The following is a 20,351-nucleotide window of genomic DNA, read 5'->3' on the forward strand; positions in this document are numbered from 1 at the left end:
GCCGCGCCGGGGTTGGAGATCGTCGATGGCAGCGCGTGGAGCGAAGCCGAAACCGGTAAAGCTGCGCCTGGTCGACGGCACGCACAACGTCACCCGGCATGGCAGCAAGGCCAAGGCGAAAGCCCAGGTCGAGGAAGCGCAGACGAAGTTCGGTGCGCTCAAACGGCCGACCTGGCTCAAGGGAGAGGCATTGGCCGCGTGGAAGCGATACATCGAGCCGGCCGGCTGGCTGGACGGGTCGCGCGAGCCCGCTGCGATCGCGTTCTGCGAACTATGGGCGGAGTTCCGCTTCAACAGCGTCGGGTTCCCGGCGTCGAAGCACGGGCAGCTGCGCGCCTACATGAGCGAGCTCGGGCTGACCGATGAACGCAACCGCGGCGAAGCCGAAGAGAAAGAGGGGGACGAGTTCTTCGGGTCCAACTGATCGGACCCTGGCTTATGCCGAGCGCGTGCTCGCCGGTGAGGTTGTCGCAGGGCCGCATGTGCGCAACGCGTGCCGCCGTCACATTGATGATTTGGCGACCGGCCAAGAGCGCGGCTTGTACTTCGACGGCGAAGCTGCTGACCGGGCGATCCGGTTCTTCGAGACCAAGCTGAAGCTGAGCGAGGGGCAGTTCGAGGGCAAGCCGCTCATCCTGCACGAGAGCCAGGCGTTCAAGGTCGGCTCGATCTTCGGGTGGAAGCGCGCCGACGGCACACGGCGGTTCCGACGCGCCTATATCGAGGAAGGCAAGGGGAACGGCAAGTCGCCGCTCGCGGGCGGAATCGGGCTGTACGGCATGATGGCCGACGGTGAGGCTGGCGCCGAGATCTACGCGGCCGGCGCCACGAAGACACAGGCCGGCATCCTGTTCCAGGACGCGGTCAAGATGGTCGACAAGTCGCCGGATCTGGCGAAGCGCGTCAAGCAGAGCGGCGGTGCGGGCAACGTCTTCAACATGGCGTTCCTGGCAACCAATTCGTTCTTCCGGCCAATCAGCCGGGAAGCGAAGAAGACCGGTTCGGGGCCGCGGCCTCATTTCGCACTGTGCGACGAGGTGCACGAGCACCCCGACCGCGGCGTGATGGAAATGCTCGAGCGCGGGTTCAAGTTCAGACGGCAGCCGCTGCTGCTGATGATCACGAACAGCGGGTCGGATCGGAACTCGATCTGCTGGGAGGAGCACGAGCACGCGATCCGGTGCGCCGCCGGCAACCCGGACGCGAAGGACGATGACCCGGCCTATCTGGGCGAGGTGATCGACGACACGACATTTGCGTTCGTTTGCTCGCTCGATCGCGGCGACGATCCGCTCAACGACCCGAGTTGCTGGCCGAAAGCCAATCCGCTGCTCGGGGTGACGATCACGCACGAGTATCTGGCCGGGGTGGTTGCCCAGGCCAAGCAGATGCCGGGCAAGCTGAACGGTATCCTGCGGCTTCACTTCTGCGTCTGGACCGACGCCGAGGCGGCATGGATGACGCGCGAGACGCTGGAGCCATGCCTCGCCGACTTCGATCCCGCGATGCACCGGGGCAAGCCGGCGGCGCTGGGGCTGGACCTTTCGCAGACGCGCGACCTTACGGTGAAGGCGACCATCGTCGAGACCGGCAGCAAGACGATGCAGATCGTCGAGAACGGCAAGACGACGACAGTCGAGAAGCCGACCTATGATGCGTGGATCGAGGCATGGACGCCGGGCGATACGCTGCAGGCGCGGGCAATGCGCGACAAGGCGCCATATGAGGTTTGGGTCAGGGACGGCCACCTGAAGGCACCTAAGGGCGCGGTCATCGCATACGAGCATGTCGCTCAGGCGGTGGCCGAGGATGCGCACGAGCTGGACGTGATCGCGCTGGGCTATGACCGCTACGCCTACCGCGCGTCGTTCGAGCCTGAGCTGCAACGCCTGGGCGTCGCGGTCGAGCAGATCGAGCACCCTCAGGGCGGCACGAAGAAGGGCAAGCCGACGGAGGCGATGGTCGCTGCGGCGAAGCGCGCGAAGAAGGATCCCGAGGGGCTGTGGATGCCCAGCTCGGTCAAGGCGCTGGAGGCGATGATCCTGGAGGGTCGCATCCGGTTGCGGCGCAACCCGGTGCTGATCTCGGCGATGATGTCGGCGGTCACGGACGAGGACCGCTGGGGCAATTACTGGCTCGCCAAGGAGCGGGCCGTCAACAAGATCGACGCGGCGATCGCGCTGTGCATCGCAGTGGGGGTCATCACCGCGATGCCGCCATCGAAAGCCAAGTCGGTCTATTCGAAACGCGGCGTTCGCCGGATCTGACGGAGTGCCGATGACCGCCCTTTCGCCGGACGACTATCGTCGCGCCGCCGGCTATCGCCGGTCCAGCGCATTTCGCGGCGGGGCCGCCACGCGCGCGCCTGTCATGGCGTATGAGACATTCGACCTGGGCGATCCCGACCTGCGCTCGCTGATGAGCGGCGGGCGCGAGACGATTGCGGGCGTGACGGTCGGGGCGAAGTCGGCGCTGCGCAACAGCACCTTCTTTCGCGCGATGTCACTGATCGCTGGATCGATGGGAATGCTGCCGCTGCACCTCATGCGGAGGATGCCGGATGGAACGACCGAAAAGGCGAAGGATCACGGTCTTTTCAACCTGTTGCACCGCAAGCCGAACAACTTCCAGACGGCTTCGGAATTCAAGAGCTACATGCAGCTGGCCTGCCTGCTCGACGGCAATGCGTATGCGCTGAAGATCAGGTCGCGTGGCCAGGTGACCGAACTGATCCCGCTGCCGCGGCATTCGGTCACGCCGAAGCTGTCCGATTCGTGGCAGATGACATTCGAGTATCGCCGCCCGAGCGGCGGCACGGCCGTGCTGGACCAGCGCAACGTGTTCCGGTTTCGGTCGCCGCTGTCGCTCGACGGCTACAAGGGCGTTTCGATGCTCGACGTCGCCGCCGACACCATCGGCATGGCGGTGCGCGCGCGCGGCGCTGCCGCCCGGCTGTTGACCAAAGGTTCGATGGCGCGCGGCGCGCTTGAGACCGACGCGACGCTTGGCGACGAGGCGTTCGATAACCTGCGCAAGAGCCTGCAGGAAAACTATGCGGGCACGGACGCGCAGGACGACTGGATGATCTTGGAGGAGGGTCTGAAGGCGAAGCCGTTCGGATCATCGGCGCGCGACGCGCAGCTGACCGAAATGACCAAGCATCTGGCCGAAGAGGTCGCTCGGTTCACCGGCGCGCCCCGGCCGCTGCTGATGTTCGATGAGACGAGCTGGGGGTCGGGGGTCCGCGAGCTCGGTCTCTACTTCGTCACATACTGCCTGATGCAGTGGTTCGTGATCTGGGAGGAGGCGGTCTGGCTCTGCCTGCTCAGCCCGGCCGAACAGGAAACCTATTACGCCAAGTTCAACGAGGGCGCGCTGCTGCGCGGCTCGCTGAAGGACCAGGCGGACTTCTTCAAGGCGGCGCTCGGGCCGAACAGCGCCTTCATGGTGCCGAACGAAGCCCGCGAGAATTTCGACATGAACCCGATTCCAGGCGGAGACGAACTGCCCCGCCCTGGCACCACCGGCGCATCGATCGCCCAGGAGGACACCGGCAATGCGTAAACTGCCCCGCGCCATCAACGGCGTGCATGCGCGCCAGCGCCCGGCCGCGCTCCCGCTGCCGGCGGATCGCAAGGTATCCGCTTTCACGCCTTCACCGGTGCTCGACCGCTGGAATGCGGACGCCGCCGGCATCCGCCCCTCAGCGCTGGAAATCGGCGACAATGTCATCACCATGTTCGATGTCATCGGCGAAGACTGGTGGACCGGCGGCGGGGTGACCGCGCAGAAGGTGTCGGCACAGCTGCGCGCGATCGGCGACAGGCCGGTCGAGGTCCAGATCAATTCGCCGGGCGGCGACATGTTCGAGGGGCTGGCAATCTATAACGTGCTGCGCGAACATCCGCAGGACATCACGATCAAGATCATGGGCCTGGCCGCATCGGCCGCGTCGGTCATCGCGATGGCGGGCGACCGGGTGGAGATCGGCGCGGCATCGTTCCTGATGATCCATAACTGCTGGGTCGTTGCCATCGGCAACCGGCACGACATGGCCGAGGTGTCCGAGTATCTTGAGCCGTTCGATCGCGCGATGGCGGACGTCTATGCGCAGGCGTCGGGTCGCACGTCAGCCGAGTGCGCGAAGTGGATGGACGCCGAGACGTACATGTCCGGTTCGATGGCCGTCGAGCGCGGCTTTGCCGACGCGCTGCTGCCGGCGGATCAGGTCCGCATCGACGAGCAGGCACGCGCCGACGACCGCAGGACGAATGAAATCCGCGCGACCGAGCTCGCGCTGATCCAGAGCGGGATGACGCGCAGTCAGGCGCGCGCACGCATCAACACCCTCAAAGGCACGCCCGGCGCTGCCTCTGACCCCGCCTCCACGCCTGGCGCTGGCGGCACCGGACTGACCGACGTTTTCGGTCGGATGCTCTCCACCCTCACGATCTGAGAGGCTCACATGAAGATGATTGGCTGGACCGCCCTCCGGGCGGTGGCGACGGTGCTCGCCCATCCGTTTCTCGCGCTGAAGCGCGAAGGTGAAATCAACCCGCTGACGCCGCCGCTGGTCGACGTCGGCCCGATGCCCCGCGCGATCGTCGGCGCGGGCGTCCGCGCAGACGTGTCGGACCCGAAGGCGATGTTCGAGCAGCTGAACAAGGCGTGGGAATCGTTCAAGGAAACGCACGCCTCCGAGGTGAAGGAGATCAAGGCCGGAATGGCCGACGTCGTGACGTCGGACAAGCTGGCGAAGATCAACGACACGCTGTCCAACCTGCAGGAGGCGCTGGACGATCAGGCGCGCGAACTGCAGGCCGCCAAGCTGAACGGCGGCAAGGCTGCACCGCGCGACCCGGAATATACTTCCGAGTTCAGCGCCTACTTCAAGGGTGGCACGTCCAGCCAGAAGCTGGACGAAGTCAAGGCTGCCGTCACGAAGACCGACGGCGAGGGCGGCTTCCTGGCGCCGATCGAATGGGACCGTACGATTGCGGGCCGGCTGAAGCAGGTTTCGATGGTGCGGCAGTATGCCAGCGTCATTTCGATCAGCAGCGCCGGGTTCAGCAAGGTCTTCAACAACCGGGCGTTCGGTTCGGGCTGGGTCGGCGAACAGGCGGCGCGTCCGGAAACGTCGACTCCTGCATTCGCCAGCCTGACCTTTCCGCTCGGCGAGCTCTATGCGAACCCGGCGGCGACCCAGGGCCTGATCGACGATGCCGAAGTCGACATCGAGGCATGGCTTGCGGACGAGGTCAGCACCGAATTCGCTCGGCAGGAGGGTATCGCCTTCCTTTCGGGTGACGGCGTGAACAAGCCGCACGGGATCCTGACCTATGTGACCGGCGCGGCGAACGCGGCGCGTCACCCCTGGGGCGCGATCCAGATCACGAAGTCGGGCAACAACACCGCGGTCACCGCGGATACGATCCTCGACCTGATCTACTCGCTGCCCGAGGAATATGAGGCGAATGCCATGATGTTCCTCAACCGGGCGACCGCGGGCGCGGTGCGCAAGCTGAAGGACGGCCAGAACAACTATCTCTGGCAGCCCTCGATGCAGATCGGCCAGCCCAGCTCGCTCGCGGGCGCGCCGGTGGTGCACCTGCCGGCGATGCCGACGATCGCCGCGAATGCGATCGCCGCACTCTATGGCGACATGGCCGAGACCTATCAGGTGGTCGACCGCATCGGTGTGCGGGTGCTGCGCGACCCCTACACCAACAAGCCGTTCGTGCTGTTCTACACGACGAAGCGCGTTGGCGGCGGGGTCAAGAATCCCGATGCCATGAAGGCGTACCAGACCGCCGTCTGATCGCTGAACCTATCCGCCGGGCCGGCGCTGCCGGCCCGGTTCTTCGAAGCCGCGCTCCCCGACGCGGTTTCGGTGAACCAGGAGACCCCCATGACCGACCTGAACAAGATGCTCGGCGGCAACGTCGATGAAGTGAAGGCCGCGCTCGCCGGCCTGTCGGCAGCCGAGCTGGAGAAACTGCGCACCGCCGAAGTGGCGGGCAAAAACCGCAAGGGCGTGTTCGAGGCCATCGAAGACGCACTCTCCGAGCAGAAGGCGGAGGGTGAGATCGTCGTCGATGCTCCGGAAGCGGGGTCGTTCGACCCGTCGGGTGCACCCGAGGCGAACGGCACCGGCCCGCTGGCGCATCCCGCGCTCGATCCGAACCCGACGGCGAATGCGTCACCCGAAGCCACCCGGATCGACCTGAACGATCCGACCGCCGACGACACCGCGCTCGTCGCCAGCCGGATCGCGGAACAGATCGGCAGCACAGCCAAGGACTGACCATCGGGGCGGCCCGCGCGCCGCCCCAATCTCTCGCGGCAGAAGGTGCGGCAATGAACCAGCAGATCGACTTCAACACGCCGGGAAGTGAACCGGCGACAGCCTTGCGTGGCGGGCTCGCGCGGGCTGCCGCCTATCGCTTTGCTGCAACCGGCCTGGAGGCGAACCAGCATCTGTCGATCTACACCACCAACTCCAACCAGGAGTTCGGCGCGTCCGACAAGGCATTCTGGTCGCCAGATTATCCCGTGTCCGGGTATCGCTTCTACTTCTCGAACTGGACGCTGCGCGGCAACGCTGGCGCGCTCAGCCAGGAGGTCGACGGAAACCAGCCGATCGTGATCGAGGGCGTGGCGATGATCGTGGGCAGCGAGCGCCGCCAGCTGACGTTCAACGGCCAGTCCTCGGTCACGCTTGCGCCCGGCCAGGGGGTGTGGAGCGACCCGGTCAATTTGCTGGTCCCGGCACGCCGCCGCGTGGACCTGATCACCGCCTGGCGCGCGGTGGTCGGCGCCGCAGCGATGCTCGGCAGCTTCTTTCCCGTACCCGCCAATGGCGAAAGCTGGACGCTGGCGAACACGTCGCGCGCCGCGTTTCTGTTTGACGGCGCAATCCCCAACAACGAACCGTCGAACCTCTATGCCTATGGCCCCAGCGCCGCCGTGGCCCAGGGCGGCGACGGGCGCGACGTCGTGCTGGTCCTGGGCGACAGCATCGCGTTCGGCACCGGCGAGGCGAACAACACCGCCGACGCGCGCAACAATCGCGGCTGGGTCGCGCGTTGGCTGGACAGCACGGCCGATGGAGCGCAGCGCATCCCCTACGCCAAGCTGGCTGCGCCATCGTCCGCTGCCCGGCAGAACACGGCGGCGGCGAGTTTCACGCGCCGAGCCGAGATGATGACGGCACTGCCGAACCTGCCCTTCACGCGCATCATCAACCAGATGGGGCTGAACGATGCGACCGGATCGCTCAACACATGGCGCGACCGCATCACGGTGAGCAACAACCTGGCCAAGGCGATCTGGCCGGTGCCGCTGCTGCAGCTGGGCTTCACGCCCTACACGACGGCGGACACGAGCCAGTTCACCACCGCCGCCGGGCAGACGTTCGTCACGTCGCACGACTGGCCGAGCGGGCTCACCCAGCAGGTGCAGAACGCGCTGGCGGGCCTGCCCGCCGGGGTCGATGCGTTCGAGTTCATCGGGCACCTGTTCGACGGGCGCGAGACGCTGGGCGCGGCGGCGGAAGGCAAGTGGCGCGCGGATTTCTCGACCATCAACACGACGCTGCAGGCGGCGACGCTGGCGGGTGCCACGTCGATCACGGTGCGCGGGCCGATCCCGGTCGGCGCGGCGATCGCCATCAACGCCGGCCAGGCCGGCGCGGCGGTGACGACGGTCACGGCGGTGAGCGGGGTCGGGAACGTCACCTGCACCGTGTTCCCGGCGATCACCGGGGCGATGGCATCGGGCGTGCCGGTGCGCGGGGTGGCGGTGAATGACGGGTTGCACCCGTCGAGCGAGCTGGCGGCATGGGTCGCGGCGCGCGCGGCGGCACGCAAGGCGGCGCTGTTCAATTGATGGGCGAGCCAGTGGGCGGTCGGACCCGCCCGGATGAGCCCGCAGCAAGAGGTGCACGAGCATGACCGCGACCCAAATCGACTTCAACGCGCCAGGCCTGGACACGGCATTGACGGCGAGGGGAAGGTCTTCGGCCGTGCTCACCGCACCCGCCGTCGCGGGAATGCCGCCCATGGCGGTGCGGTGCATCAACGAACAGGACCGGGTCGAGTGGACCAATTGGGCTGGCCGCGCGCCCGAGCTCATTCACGCGTTCGGGGACGCCTCGACCTGGCCGAACGTGCTAAGCCGCGTGCGTTCGTCGATTGCGACTTGGCCGGGCCAAAAGCTCGTCTGGGCGCTGCCGCTCGCTACGGGAACCCAGGCCAGCCCGCCGACGCAGACGTCGACACCGGCGCAGTTCGCCGCGGGCGACTTTGACGTCGATTTCAACCTGATCCTCGACCTTATTCTGGCGCATAACCCGTCGGGGCCGATCTTCATCCGGCCGGGCTGGGAAGCCGGGAACTTCACCGGGTGGCCGTGGGGGGCGACGACCAGCATTGCCAATGCGCGCGCCGATTACATCGCCGCGTTTCAAAAGGCCGCGGCCCTGATCCGCGCCAAAAGCAACCGGTTCATCGTGACCTTCTGTCCGGCGCTAGCCAACTTCACCAACACGGGCCTCATCGTTGATCCGTTCGACCCGGCGACCGGATTCGACCCGGGGCCGGCGCATTACGACGCGATCGGTATTGATCCGTACCTGGTCGGCCTGGATGTGGCGAACGGGCTGACGTTCAACCGGATGAGCTACAAGACGCCGCATCAGGCGCTGCACGTCGAAGATTTCGAGTTCGGTTTCCGCCGGTTCGTCGACTATGCGATCGCCAACGACAAGTGGTTGACGATCGACGAATGGGGGATCGGTGCCGATCGTCCCGACTATGTGCGGGCGATGGCGCGCTTCGTTGCGAACCCGCGCCATCGTGTCCTGTATCATGGATACTGGAACCGCAACGCGCCGGATGGCGGCCCGCCTTTCACGTTCCCGTGCCGCCTTTCCGACAGCTCGAACAATTATCCGCAGGCCAAGGCCGTATTCCTGCACGAATTCTGCGGGCAGGGTCGAGCGCCGCAGGAAGAGCAGGCAGAGACCTCTGCCTTCATTGCCCGCGCGACAATTCCGCCATTGGAGGTACGCCGCGCCGCTTATGACGAACTGTTCAAGGCGTTGCGCCCGCTGATCCCCTATCTGGACTGTCTAACCGCTTTGTGCGCGGCAGAGCCGGAAATCAGCAGGCTCAATCTGGTCGGCGGCGGCGCCTTCCAACCCTGGATCAGCGGATCGACGTTCGGCCGCGTCACCGGCCGATTCGACGTCGTCGGCGCGCCGATCTTTACGCCCGATCGCGGCTGGCGCGGCACGGGATTGGTCGCCGATCATCTGCGCGGCCAATCCCACAACCCGACGACGGCGCTGAACCGCAAGATCGCGCAGAATGACGCTCACATGGGCATCTGGTCGTTGACCGCGATCTCGAATGCAGGCGCTCAAACCTACGAGGCCGGCAATGGAAACAGCTTCATCGGACGGGTGAACGCCGGAAACACGTGGATCGGGCGCCCGAACACTGCGGCGACGGTGACGCTGAGCAACTCCGGCCAGGATGCCGGTCACATCATGTGGAACCGGACTGCGGCGAACGCCTGGGCCAGCTATTTCAACGGCGCGGCCAGCCGAAACGGTGCGGATGCATCGGCAGCGCTGAGCAACGACGATTTCCGGATCGGCACCGCGTCCGGCAGCAATTCGGCCTTTGTCGGCGTCAATGAAATCGCGTTTTTCCACTATGGTCGAGCGCTCCCGGTGACCGCCAACTTCAATGGCCCGCAACTCCTCTACACGGCGCTGCAGGCGTTCGCACAAGCCGTGAGGATTGCCTGATATGGCCGATCCGGTCACCGTCGCCGAGGCGATGTTCCACCTGCGCATCGAGCCGATCGGCGACGACGATCCCGATGCGCAGGCGGCGCAGGAGTCGGCGATCGCCCGGCATGTCGCGACCGCGACCGGCAGGGTCGAGGCGTTGACGGGATTGACGCTGACGCCACGGGCCGTGACCGTCGCGATCGATCGGCTTGCACATCCGACCCGATTGCGCGTTTGGCCAATTGCGGCCGGTGCGCAGCCGACGGTCAGCTATCGCGATGTCGACGGCACGGATCGAACGGTGGCAGGCGCGACCGTGCGAGCCGATGTCCGGCCGGCGATGCTCTATGCGCCCGCGAACGACGGGTGGCCGTCGGCGGGATCGATCGAGGGCGATGTGTCGGTTACGATCGCGGCGGGCTATGCGACGCCGGCAGCGGTGCCGGCAGAGCTCAAGAGCGCGATCCTGGTACTGGTCGAGGGGCTGTACGACGCCGCAAAAATGGAAGCAGCGGAGAAGGCGGCGGTCAGCCTGGCGCGCCGCTATCGGCGCTGGGGCCGCTGACATGGCAGAGCCGGTGCTTGATCGCCGCATTGCGTTCGAACGGGCAACCGACACCGACAATGGCCGCGGCGGGCGCACACAGGTTTGGACAGTCCATAAGCGTGCCTGGGCTGAAATGATCCCGCTTCGCGGCGACGAAGCGCTGCGCAACGCAATCGAGCAGAATGTCCAGCTGTGGAAAGTCACCATTCGCTGGCAAGCCGGGATCACGCGCCAGCACCGCATCCGGGACCAGGGCCGCATTCTAGACATCGAGACGTGCGAGCGCCCGACCGGTTCGCGCGACTGGCTGGTGATCACCGCAACCGAGGATCGGGCACCCTGATGCCCAGTCGTTCCAAAGGGGTCGCGCAGATCCGGCGGCTGCTGAAGCGGCTGCCGGAAAATGTGCGGGTCGAGATCGCCGCCGCGCTCGAGAGTTCCGGGCGTTCGATCCTGGCTGCCATGCGCGCAAAGGCACCGCGCCGCACCGGCGCGCTCGCGGCCGGACTGAAGATGAAGGTGTTTCCGCGTACGCTGCGCCTGCGCGTCGGCTTCATCGCCACGCCGCGCGGCCGTGCGAAGCTGTTCTATGCACGTATCTTGGAGTTTGGCCGCAGGTCGCAGACGGTCACGGTTTCGCGCCGCCGCACCGGCGCCGCAAAACGGCTCGTCAGCGGCCGAAAGCCGGCTGGCGACCTGGTATCGGTCTATCAGCTGCGCGTTCGGCCGCTGCAGGGCCGGCGGCTGGTTTACGGCCGCTATCCGGAGCTGCGCCGCGACCTGAATTCAAAACTGCAGCGCGTTTTCCAACGTGCGCTTGGGCGGATCGCGGGGGGTCGCAATGCCTGATGCGATCAATGCGACGGAGAAGGCGGCGTTCGATCGACTGGACGCTCAGATTACAGGCGCGGGCGTGTATCAGCATGCGCCGAACAATGCGGCGCCCCCGGTAGTCATCATCGGCGACATCGACGCGAGCCCGATCGGCGCAAAGGATGACCCCGACCGCCGCATCGCGATGATCGTCGTCGTCGTGACCGAGGGCCAGCAGCGTAAGCCATGCTCGGACCTGGTCGCTCAGGTCGAGCAGGCGATCGACGGCGTGACGATGACGGTCGACGGCTATTCGATCGAGCTCACGGTGGAGTCGAGCCAGGTCGTGCTGTCGGGCGACGCCGAAACCTATGTCGGGACGGTAAACTTCACGGGCTTCGCGCTCGCCGCCTGATTTTTTGAACGATCAACCACCCGGCCCCGCTTCGCCAGCGGGGCTTTTTCGCATGGGAGAAGCACAATGGCGAAGAAGCTGGGCAATGATTATCGACTGTGGATCAAGAGCGGAACGCCAGGCGCTTTCGCGGAAGTGAAGGGGCAGACCAGCCTGTCGATCAGCCGACAGTCGGAGCAGATCGACACGAGCACCAAGGATGACTTCCCCTATGGCACGCAGGCGCCGGGCCTGAAGACGCTGACGATCGACCTCGAGCTCTATCCGAACCTGCCCGACGCGACCGGCTATGGAGCGCTCGAGGCGGCTGCAGCTGCCACGGATCCGGTCGACATCGAAATCCGCAAGGGCGGATCGTCCGGCGCGAGCGGTGACGCCGTGTTCGCGGCGTCGATGTATATCGGCAACTTCGACACCGACATGGGTCGCAACGCCGTCGTCGCGGTCACCGCGCAGCTGACCCTGGCTGCCGCGCCCACCAAGGATCAGCTGGCGTGACGGAACAGGCGAACGAGATTCGCGGCGAGGTCGAAGTCACCCTGGACGGGCAGAGCTTCGTGCTCCGCCCGTCCTGGGAGGCGATCCTGGCGATCGAAAAGCAGACCGGGCGGTCGGTCGCCCAGCTGGCATTCGCTGCGGAGGCGCACGAGCTTACCATCGAAACGCTCGCGATCATCGTGACCGAGTGCATCCGTGCGTGGGGCAAGTCCATCGAGCGCATTTCAGTGCAGGGCGTGCAGCCTGACCGCATCGGCGAACTGATCTTTTCCGAGGGCCTGCTCAAGGTCATCCCGCGCGTCGCGATCGTCCTGTTGCGCGCGGTCACCGGCGGCGTGCTCCCATCGGGGGAGCCCAAGGCGACGGGGACAACGACCCCCGCGACCCCCGTCGCCGAATAGCCGGCCTGGCGATGGCTGCGCTGAACTGGTCGGCGGATCAGTTCTGGCGGTCGACGCCGCACGAATTCCATGCCGCCTGGGAAGCCTGGCGGGACATCAACTGCAGCGAGAAGGATCGATAGGGGATGGTTGACACCGTCGATACCCGGCAATTGCTCCTGCAGGTCGACGCGTCGATCGAGCTGCTTCGCCGCAAGCTTGATGAAGGCGGCGGGCGCGTCGACAAGTTCGACCGCGAAGCGCGGCGGGTGCTGGATCGGTTCGACGGCCGTCTCAGGCGCACGGGTGCTGACGGGATGCCGCAGCTTGAGCGGTCGATCGGTAATGTGTCCCGATCACTCTCTCAGCTTCGTGGGGGTTTCTTGGGGCTGATCACCAGCCAGGCAGTCAGTTCTCTGGTGAGCTATGCAGAGGCATCAAAGCGCCTCGACGCGCAATTGCGCCTTGCAACGGCCACGTCCGGGAGTTTCGGGCAAGCTCAATTGGACGTCAGCAGGGTGGCGGAGGCTACTCGATCGCCGCTCGAAGCGACCGCTAATCTTTATGCCATTTTTCAGCGCAGCGCCGCAGAGTTGGGCATCACGCAAGAGCAAGCGGCGCGTGCCACGGAAACGGTTACCAAAACTTTCGCGATCAGCGGTGCAACGGCAAGTGAGGCCGCGGGCGGGTTGCGGCAGTTCGTTCAGGGCGTGCAGTCGGGCACGCTGCGCGGCGAGGAACTCAACAGCGTCCTTGAGAACGCGCCACGGCTCGCGCGGCTGCTGGCCGACAGCCTGGGGGTGACGATCGGGCAGCTGCGCGAGCTGGGACAGGAAGGACAACTTTCCGGCGACAAGCTGATCCGCGCCTTGACCGACCGCCAGTTTACCGCCGGGATCGATACTGAGTTCCAGCAGCTGCCGGTAACGATCGATCAGGCGCTGACAAAGGTGCGGAACGACGCCACCCGCGTGATCGGGGAATTTGATCGAGGCGGTGAGTTCTCCAGTTACATTGCCACGTTCATCTCCGACGGTTCGGCTGGCTTCGCGTCGTTGGGAGACGATGCAAGAGAATTGGGCACGACGATCAGATCGACCTTGGAGACGCTCGGCGATGCGTTTGATCCGCTCGTTCTGGCCGGCCGGGCTTTCTTCGGTGGACTGCAGAACGATACCGACAGCTTTTCGGCTCGCTTCCGGCGAGAGATCGGTGCGTTATTCGATCGGATCGACCAGCTGAACGCTTTCGGCGCGGATTATCTCGGTACGGCTCGGACCAGATACGCAGAGACCTTCCGGTCGCAAAATGCAGCGGCCGGTGCCGCGAATTCGGACCGCCGGCTTCGGGAGGTGCTGAGCTCCGGGCAATCGCGGCTTTTCGAATCTCTCGGCCTCCGCAACGATGGTACGCCTCGGGCATCTGCAGTGTCCGCTGCATCAAGCGGAGCAAAGGTGGGTAGATCAGCCGGTCGCACCGGCAAGTCGGCCGAACAGCGCCGCCTGGAAGCCGAAAAGAAGGCTGCCGAGGAACTTGAAGACACGCTGAAGCGGCTGCGTACCGAGGCGCTGAGCGATGCGCCGATCGATGCCACCCGGGCGACCGAAAGCCGGCTCGCCAGCTTCTTCGACACTGGCGGGTTCGATGAGCTGCGCGACGAAGCGGAGCGCCGTGCAAAGGCGTTCAGCGACGCCGAGCTTCGTGAGATCGAAATTGCCCGGCAGGCTCGCGACGACGCGCTCTATGCATCGGCCGACCTGTTCGAAACGCTGTTCACGAGCGGCACGAAAGGCCTGTGGCAGCAGTTCAAGGCCGAGGGGCTGCGGGCTGTCGCGCTCGTGCTTGGCTCGCTGGCGCAGGGCAACAGCCTGTCCAACGCGCTCGGCAGCCTGAGCGGTTCCGGCTCGATCTTTTCGGGCATCGGCAAGCTGCTCGGCGGCACGCCCAAAGCCGCAACTGGCGGGAGAATCGTCGGTCCAGGCACCGGCCGCTCGGACAGCATCCTGGCGCGCGTGTCCAACGGCGAATTCATTGTCAACGCTGCCGCCGCGTCAGAGAACCGCGCGCTGCTTGAGCAGATCAATTCGGGGCGGATGCCGTCGTTCGCTGGCGGTGGCTATGTCGCGCCGCGGGTGTCGCCGGGCATGATGCGCCCCGCTGCGCCTGTCCCGGCCGTCGTGCAGGTGCTGGTCGAAGAGGGATCGCTGTTCGTGCCCCGCGTCCAGCAGATCAGTGGCGATGTCAGCGTGCGCGTCGTCGATGACAATAACCGCGCGTTCACCCGCGCTCGCCGCCGGGTAGTGCCGCAATGAGCGTCAGCCTTGATGGCCTGGCGCTGGGGCCGACCGAGATCCTTGAAATCGACTTCGGCGGGCGGCTGGTCCCGCCGCTGGGCGGGCCGGTGCTGAACGTCGACCGCGCCGGCTCGCGCTATGGTATCTCGATCACTACGGCAGCGAAGCCGATCGAACCCGACGGCCGCGTGGCTTTTGCGACGCTGAAGCGCGCACGCGCGGAGGGCGCGATCATCACCGTCCCGCAACCGGGTCTGGTGATCGGATCGCCCGGCGCGCCGGTCGTGGCATCGCTCACCGCGGCCGGGCGGCTGATCCCGCTGTCTGGGCTGACCGCCGGGTATGTGATCCGGCAGGACCAGGCGATTTCGTTCGTGGTTGGCGGCCGTCGCTATCTCGACTTCGCAGCCGAGCAGGTCACTGCCAGCGGGGGTGGGACGGCAACGCTTCGAATCCAGAACCTCCTGAGGGTGCCGCTTCCTGCCGGGACCATTGCGGAAATCGCCGAGCCGAAGATCGAGGGATCGATCACGGCACCGTTGCGCAAACCCCAGCCGCTCGACCGGTTCGTGTCGTTCGAATTCATCATCGAGGAGGACGCATGACCACGCGCATCCTGCTCGTCGGCCTGATCCAGATCGACCTGCCCGACCACACGATCCGGATCGCGGACGGGTCGATCAGCGTCCCGTTCAACGGCGGCACCTTCACTGGTCGCGATCCTGTTTATGGGACGATCGCCGAAATGGAGGAAATCGCCGAAGCGATCGGCGACACGATGCCGGCGTTCGACTTCAGCATGTATCCGCCCGATCTGGCGGCGGCTGTTGCGCTTGCCGGGCCATTATCGGCCGGAGCGAGGGTGCAGGTATGGCTTGGCGAGCTGGACCATGACACCGGTGCCGTCATCGGAACGCCGGAATTGCTGTTCATCGGCGAAATCGACGTGCCCGCGCTCGACTTCGACCAGGGCGAGGCCGTGGTGCGAATCTCCGTCACCAGCGTGTGGGAACGGCTGGCCGAAGAAGACGAGGGCGCGGCGCTTTCCGACACGTTCCACCAGTCGATCTGGCCGGGCGAGCTCGGCTTCGTCCACATGACCGGCACCCCGATCAACGAAATCTGGGGTCCCGGCGATCGGCCCCCGGCAGCCGTGACCATTCCGCAGAACCCCGGCGGCGGTGGTGGTGGTGGCGGCGGCGAATTCAGGTTCCTCTGACATGACCGAGATCGAGCTTCGCGCCGCGGCGACGCGCGCCACGGTCGCGCACTATCAGGGCCGCGCCTTCGAATGGGGCCGCGTGGACTGCGCAAAAATGGTTGCCTGGCATCTCCGCCAGCTGCGCGGCCTGTCCATGGGCTTGAGCAAGGCCGGCTCCTATTCGTCGGCGCTGGGCGCGCGCCGCGCGCTTGGGCGGCTCGGCTATGCGTCACTTCCCGACGTGCTGGACGCCAAGGGCTTCGAACGAATCGCGCCGGCCATGGCGATCACCGGCGACATCTTCATGGTGGCCGGGACCGACGACTGGCCGGCGCTGGTCATCGCCACCGGCAACAACACCGTGCTCGGTTTCCACGAGGATTCCGAAGTCGCGACCGTTATCCGCATCCCGTTGGCCAACATCGAATCGGCCTGGCGCGCATGAGCAAGGTTCTTCGCATCATCGGCGCGGTGGCGAGCGTCGTCGCGCTGATCCCGAGCCCGATCCAGCCGATCGCGGCGGCCGTGGCGACCGTTGCGAACATCGGCGCCGCGCTGACCGCAAAAAAGCCGGTCAGCCGGGCGCAAGGCAGCCAGACAAGCTTCAAAATCGATCCCGGCGGGCCGCTGCCTTATGTGATCGGACGGACGTCGGTTGGCGGCACGATGGCCTATCGCCGCACCTACGGCCCGGACAATCTCTACAAAACCTATGTCACCGTGCTGGGCGCGGGCGGGCCCTATGACGCGATCGAGGCGTTTCAGGCCGACCGGGTGACGGTCAGCTTCAACGCGAACAGCGACGCGGTCGGCTACTATTACGACAGCAAGGAAGGCCACGCGCATATCTGGCATCGCGCGAGCGTGGGCGCGACGCCGGCGACCGCGCTGACCAACCCCGCCGGGCGTCCCGGGCCGAAGGGCAGCGTGCCGGCGCTGCCGGGCTGGAGCAGCGCGCACCGGATGAGCGGATACGCCAGCGCGATGCACACGCTGGCCTTCAACGTGAAGGGCAAGCGGTTCCAATCGGGCGAGCCGGCACCGTCGTGGATCGTGCGCGGTGCGAAGGTCTATGATCCGCGGCTGGACAGCACCTATCCGGGCGGATCAGGCCCTTGCCGATGGGCGGACCCCAGCAACGCAGCTGCACACGCCGCCGCACGCGCCACATGGGTCTATTCGGAACTGCCCGCGCTGCACGAGCTCATGTGGGCGCTCGGCATCTGGCAGCGTGACGAAACCAACCCGGCGGCGACCTATCGCAAGATCCTGGGGATCGGCGCGCGCATCGAGGAAATCGACGTCGCGTCCTATGTCACCGCCGCGAATGTGCAGCAGGCGAACGGCTGGAAAGTCGGCGGCGAAGTTCGTTCGAACATGAGCCGCTGGGAAGTCCTGAAGCTGATCGCCGAAGCCGGTTGTTCGGAGCCGGTGCCCGGTGCTGCGCGGCTGGCGACGATGGTGCAGCAGCCCCGCGTGCCGATCGGAACGGTGACCGGCGACGACCTGGCAGGCCCCGTGCGCAACCTTGCCGGCATCCGGCCACGGCGTGAGCGGTTGAACGGGTATCGCGCCCGGATCCGGAGCGAGGCGCACGGCTGGGAGATGACCCCGCTCGCCGTTGTCCAGATCCCTGAGTATGTGGCGGCCGACGGTCGGGAGAGCACCGGCTCGGGTGATTTTGCGCTGGTCCAGCAGGCCGATCAGGGCGCGACGATTGCCGCCTACAAGGTATTCGACAGCCGCGAGCTTCAACCGATCTCGCTGCCGCTCAAGCCGCAGTTCGGCGTGTTCCGGGTCGGCGACTGTCTGACGCTCAACATTCCCGAGGTGGGGCTGGTCGATCAGGATGCGATCGTTCGCGGGAAGTCGACGAACCCGCGCGATGGCGTTGTCACGCTCACGTTCCGCACCGAAACCGCCGGCAAGCATGCCTTCGCGCTCGGCCAAAGCGGCGTGGTGCCGCCCGCGCCGACGCTGGGCATCGAAGACGAAGAACCCGCCGCGCCCCTCGCGACCGAGTGGAACGCGACCGGCGGCGTGCGGGTGGATGCCGGTTATCGCGAGCCGGCGATCTTCGTGACCGGCGGGATCGGCAACGCCAACGCCGATGCCGTGGTTTTCGAGGTGCGCAAGGTCGGCACGACGACCTGGACGATGCCGTCGATCGACCCGGTCGAGACGGTGACCAAGGTGATCCTGGGGCTGGACAGTGCCGCCGATTACGAGGTGGCGGTGTCGTACCGGGTGCGCGGCGTCATCGGCCTGCGCCTGGTGCTGGGGCCGGTGACGACGGGCGCGCCGCCGAACGCGGTATATGCCGACGGCACGCCGATCGACGACGTGCGCGCCGACCTGATCGGCCGGCTGGAAGCGGTCGAGGCGGGCATCCCCGGACTGTCGGCGGAGCTGCAGGCGATCGGCGAGGACGGCATCCTGTCGATCGACGAGAAGATCAAGCGGCTGATCCCGCTGTCGTCCGAACTGGAAGGCACCTGGACGATCCTCGACAATCAGGCCGCGGCGGTGCCGGGCACGGTCACGACGGTGGCGACGGCGCGCAGCAACGCCGCGACGGCCCGCACGAACTGGCTGAACTATCGCAACGGGTTGTCCCCGGCATGGAACGACACGTCCACGCAAACGGCGATCGACCGGGCAACGTATGATTCGCTGATCAACGCGTACACCCAGTCGCTGACCGCGCTGTCGCAGGCGCTTCGCAACGATGCGGCGACGCGGGCGGACTGGGCGAACGTCACCGGCAAGGACGCTGTTGTCGCGCAGATCGATGCGAGCACGGCGGAGCTGGCGCGCATCGCGAGCGACGGGTGGCTGACCCGCGTTGAAAAGCCGGCGGTGCGCCGCGAATATGAATCGCTGGTCAAGCGGTTCAACGGCCTGATCGACCAGTTCGATTCGCAGGGCAGCCCGGCGGACGCGATTGCCGCGCGCGATGCGGCGGCGGCGGCGATCTATGCGCTGCCGGGCGCGCCGAACTCGATCGGCACCTATCTGGAAAGCCTGACGCCGCCCTACACGGACCTGACCCAGGACACGCCGGTCGATGCCAGCATCTATAACGCGCGCTGGTCGGCCGCCTACACGGCGATCGAGGCGTTCCATGCCGCGCTGGTCGGATCGGTCTATCAGGACCTGGAGAGCGCGATCAGCGCGGCGGGCGGGCTGGGCGATGACGGCATCCTGTCGGCCTATGAGAAGTCGACGATCCTGCTGCCGACGTACAACCAGCTGGAGGCGACGTGGACACTGCTCGACGGGCGCGCCGCGGCGATTACCGGGTCGGCGGTGGTCACGTCGGCGCGCAGCGGGGCGAGCACTGCGCGGACGCAGTTCGTCAACTATCTGAACGGCCTGACGCCCGGCGGCCTGACGCCGGGGGCCGACAGCCCGGTCGATCGCGCCACCTATCGCGCGAGGCTGGAGGGCTATGGCAATGCGCTGACGACGCTGGCGGATGCGTTGCGGGTTTATGTCGATGCCCGGGCGACGGCGGCGCTCGATCGCATCGCTGTCTATGAGAACAACGGCATCCTGGACCGCACCGAAAAGTGGTCGTTGGTCAATGACTGGCAGTCGCTGAACCGCGAGTTCGAGGCGGTCAACCTGTCCTATATCAACCAGGGGCTGCCGCCTGCGGTGACGTCGGCACAAACGGCGGCGTTCAACGCGCTGGGGCCGCTCGGCAGCCCGGCGGGGTCGCTCGGCGCCTATCTGGGCGGGCTGACCCCGTCGTACATCGACAGCAGCGTCGACACGCCGCTGGATCGCGACACGCTGTCCACGCGGTGGCAGGCGACGAAGGCGGCGATCGAGGCGTTCCGGGTCGCGATGAACGCCCCGCGCAATGCCGACAACACGGCGGCGGTGGTGGGCAACCGGCTGTCGCAGGTCGACGCGAACGGGCGCGGCACGTCGCGCCGGTTGAACAGCATGTACGCGCTGGGCGGCGCGCAGCAGGTCTACATCCCGACCAGCGGCAACACGAATGTCGGCGGCACGATTGCGGCCAACGTGCCGGGATCGCCGGTGTGGGCCTATCACGACGGCAACGGATCGACCGCGACGATCCAGGTCTTTCCGCACCTGCTGATCGACGATGCCGGCACGCTGACCTTTGGCGGCGGGTTCCTGTTCGGCGCGGCGTTCAACGCGATCTACTGGATCTATGACGACAGCGGCTATGTGAGCGGCAACCCGACCTATGGGTTCACGACCAACGCCAACGACCTGAACGCGCCGAACCGGCGACTGGTCGGATCGGTGATCACGCCCGGCCCCGGCACGCCCGCGGGCGCCGGGGTCTCGGGCGGCGGCGGCGGCGGCGGCGGCATCCGCGAGCGCTATTACGAAAACCAGTTGACCGACATCCCGTAAGCGGAA

At 66.4% G+C, this 20,351-nt stretch carries 19 protein-coding genes; all 19 read left to right on the plus strand.

What is annotated here, in order from left to right:
- Positions 1-25 precede the first annotated feature (25 nt).
- The 19 genes from GO308_RS12880 (at position 26) to GO308_RS12970 (ending at position 20,345) form a co-directional block, all read left to right on the plus strand.
- Entirely contained in the window at positions 26-424 is a 399-nt protein-coding gene (locus tag GO308_RS12880; protein WP_240885711.1) for a hypothetical protein, read from the plus strand.
- 91 nt (positions 425-515) lie between these two features.
- Entirely contained in the window at positions 516-2,267 is a 1,752-nt protein-coding gene (locus GO308_RS12885; RefSeq protein ID WP_240885712.1) for a terminase TerL endonuclease subunit, read from the plus strand.
- Positions 2,268-2,277: 10 nt separating this feature from the next.
- Positions 2,278-3,564 (plus strand): phage portal protein, encoded by a 1,287-nt coding sequence (locus tag GO308_RS12890; RefSeq protein ID WP_240885713.1) that lies wholly within the window; start codon positions 2,278-2,280, stop codon positions 3,562-3,564.
- Positions 3,557-4,456 (plus strand): head maturation protease, ClpP-related, encoded by a 900-nt coding sequence (locus GO308_RS12895; protein WP_240885714.1) that lies wholly within the window; start codon positions 3,557-3,559, stop codon positions 4,454-4,456. Before GO308_RS12890 ends, GO308_RS12895 begins: the two co-directional genes overlap by 8 nt.
- Positions 4,457-4,471: 15 nt before the next feature.
- Positions 4,472-5,818 (plus strand): phage major capsid protein, encoded by a 1,347-nt coding sequence (locus tag GO308_RS12900; RefSeq protein ID WP_240885715.1) that lies wholly within the window; start codon positions 4,472-4,474, stop codon positions 5,816-5,818.
- Between the two features lie 90 nt (positions 5,819-5,908).
- Positions 5,909-6,304, plus strand: coding sequence for a hypothetical protein (locus GO308_RS12905; RefSeq protein ID WP_240885716.1), 396 nt, complete (start codon positions 5,909-5,911; stop codon positions 6,302-6,304).
- A 53-nt stretch (positions 6,305-6,357) separates the two neighbouring features.
- Positions 6,358-7,887 (plus strand): hypothetical protein, encoded by a 1,530-nt coding sequence (locus GO308_RS12910; protein WP_240885718.1) that lies wholly within the window; start codon positions 6,358-6,360, stop codon positions 7,885-7,887.
- A gap of 61 nt (positions 7,888-7,948) precedes the next feature.
- Positions 7,949-9,814 carry a hypothetical protein gene (locus GO308_RS12915; protein WP_240885721.1) on the plus strand — a complete coding sequence of 622 codons (1,866 nt, stop codon included), beginning with the start codon at positions 7,949-7,951 and terminating at the stop codon, positions 9,812-9,814.
- Between the two features lies 1 nt (position 9,815).
- Positions 9,816-10,364: a hypothetical protein gene (locus tag GO308_RS12920; protein ID WP_240885722.1), complete on the plus strand. Its 549-nt coding sequence runs from the start codon at positions 9,816-9,818 to the stop codon at positions 10,362-10,364.
- Position 10,365: 1 nt separating this feature from the next.
- Positions 10,366-10,689, plus strand: a complete 324-nt coding sequence (locus tag GO308_RS12925; RefSeq protein ID WP_240885724.1) for a phage head closure protein — start codon at positions 10,366-10,368, stop codon at positions 10,687-10,689.
- Positions 10,623-11,195, plus strand: a complete 573-nt coding sequence (locus GO308_RS12930) for an HK97 gp10 family phage protein (RefSeq protein ID WP_240885727.1) — start codon at positions 10,623-10,625, stop codon at positions 11,193-11,195. Before GO308_RS12925 ends, GO308_RS12930 begins: the two co-directional genes overlap by 67 nt.
- Positions 11,188-11,574 (plus strand): DUF3168 domain-containing protein, encoded by a 387-nt coding sequence (locus GO308_RS12935; protein ID WP_240885728.1) that lies wholly within the window; start codon positions 11,188-11,190, stop codon positions 11,572-11,574. Before GO308_RS12930 ends, GO308_RS12935 begins: the two co-directional genes overlap by 8 nt.
- A 66-nt stretch (positions 11,575-11,640) precedes the next feature.
- Positions 11,641-12,072, plus strand: a complete 432-nt coding sequence (locus GO308_RS12940) for a phage tail tube protein (protein WP_240885729.1) — start codon at positions 11,641-11,643, stop codon at positions 12,070-12,072.
- Positions 12,069-12,473: a GTA-gp10 family protein gene (locus GO308_RS12945; protein ID WP_240885731.1), complete on the plus strand. Its 405-nt coding sequence runs from the start codon at positions 12,069-12,071 to the stop codon at positions 12,471-12,473. The genes GO308_RS12940 and GO308_RS12945 overlap by 4 nt, the downstream gene beginning before the upstream one ends.
- A 125-nt stretch (positions 12,474-12,598) precedes the next feature.
- A complete protein-coding gene (locus tag GO308_RS12950) occupies positions 12,599-14,764 on the plus strand; it encodes a tape measure protein (RefSeq protein WP_240885733.1) in 2,166 nt (721 codons plus the stop codon).
- Positions 14,761-15,351 carry a hypothetical protein gene (locus GO308_RS12955; protein WP_240885735.1) on the plus strand — a complete coding sequence of 197 codons (591 nt, stop codon included), beginning with the start codon at positions 14,761-14,763 and terminating at the stop codon, positions 15,349-15,351. The genes GO308_RS12950 and GO308_RS12955 overlap by 4 nt, the downstream gene beginning before the upstream one ends.
- Complete coding sequence (locus GO308_RS12960) at positions 15,348-15,965, plus strand: hypothetical protein (RefSeq protein ID WP_240885736.1); 618 nt, start codon at positions 15,348-15,350, stop codon at positions 15,963-15,965. The genes GO308_RS12955 and GO308_RS12960 overlap by 4 nt, the downstream gene beginning before the upstream one ends.
- On the plus strand, positions 15,931-16,392 hold the full coding sequence (locus GO308_RS12965) for a hypothetical protein (protein WP_240885737.1): 462 nt from the start codon (positions 15,931-15,933) through the stop codon (positions 16,390-16,392). The genes GO308_RS12960 and GO308_RS12965 overlap by 35 nt, the downstream gene beginning before the upstream one ends.
- Positions 16,389-20,345: a hypothetical protein gene (locus GO308_RS12970; RefSeq protein ID WP_240885739.1), complete on the plus strand. Its 3,957-nt coding sequence runs from the start codon at positions 16,389-16,391 to the stop codon at positions 20,343-20,345. The genes GO308_RS12965 and GO308_RS12970 overlap by 4 nt, the downstream gene beginning before the upstream one ends.
- The last annotated feature ends 6 nt before the right edge of the window (positions 20,346-20,351 follow it).

The organism is Sphingomonas sp. SFZ2018-12, from assembly GCF_022496715.1.
In the GTDB taxonomy this organism is placed as follows: Bacteria; Pseudomonadota; Alphaproteobacteria; order Sphingomonadales; family Sphingomonadaceae; genus Sphingomonas.

What these genes read in the sequence shown, in the direction of transcription:
- GO308_RS12960 (WP_240885736.1), top strand. Translation starts at nt 15,348, where the DNA reads ATGACCACGCGCATCCTGCTCGTCGGCCTGATCCAGATCGACCTGCCC.
- GO308_RS12910 (WP_240885718.1), top strand. Translation starts at nt 6,358, where the DNA reads ATGAACCAGCAGATCGACTTCAACACGCCGGGAAGTGAACCGGCGACA.
- GO308_RS12970 (WP_240885739.1), top strand. Translation starts at nt 16,389, where the DNA reads ATGAGCAAGGTTCTTCGCATCATCGGCGCGGTGGCGAGCGTCGTCGCG.
- GO308_RS12895 (WP_240885714.1), top strand. Translation starts at nt 3,557, where the DNA reads ATGCGTAAACTGCCCCGCGCCATCAACGGCGTGCATGCGCGCCAGCGC.
- GO308_RS12925 (WP_240885724.1), top strand. Translation starts at nt 10,366, where the DNA reads ATGGCAGAGCCGGTGCTTGATCGCCGCATTGCGTTCGAACGGGCAACC.
- GO308_RS12950 (WP_240885733.1), top strand. Translation starts at nt 12,599, where the DNA reads ATGGTTGACACCGTCGATACCCGGCAATTGCTCCTGCAGGTCGACGCG.
- GO308_RS12920 (WP_240885722.1), top strand. Translation starts at nt 9,816, where the DNA reads ATGGCCGATCCGGTCACCGTCGCCGAGGCGATGTTCCACCTGCGCATC.
- GO308_RS12940 (WP_240885729.1), top strand. Translation starts at nt 11,641, where the DNA reads ATGGCGAAGAAGCTGGGCAATGATTATCGACTGTGGATCAAGAGCGGA.
- GO308_RS12905 (WP_240885716.1), top strand. Translation starts at nt 5,909, where the DNA reads ATGACCGACCTGAACAAGATGCTCGGCGGCAACGTCGATGAAGTGAAG.
- GO308_RS12935 (WP_240885728.1), top strand. Translation starts at nt 11,188, where the DNA reads ATGCCTGATGCGATCAATGCGACGGAGAAGGCGGCGTTCGATCGACTG.
- GO308_RS12915 (WP_240885721.1), top strand. Translation starts at nt 7,949, where the DNA reads ATGACCGCGACCCAAATCGACTTCAACGCGCCAGGCCTGGACACGGCA.
- GO308_RS12890 (WP_240885713.1), top strand. Translation starts at nt 2,278, where the DNA reads ATGACCGCCCTTTCGCCGGACGACTATCGTCGCGCCGCCGGCTATCGC.
- GO308_RS12955 (WP_240885735.1), top strand. Translation starts at nt 14,761, where the DNA reads ATGAGCGTCAGCCTTGATGGCCTGGCGCTGGGGCCGACCGAGATCCTT.
- GO308_RS12880 (WP_240885711.1), top strand. Translation starts at nt 26, where the DNA reads ATGGCAGCGCGTGGAGCGAAGCCGAAACCGGTAAAGCTGCGCCTGGTC.
- GO308_RS12900 (WP_240885715.1), top strand. Translation starts at nt 4,472, where the DNA reads ATGATTGGCTGGACCGCCCTCCGGGCGGTGGCGACGGTGCTCGCCCAT.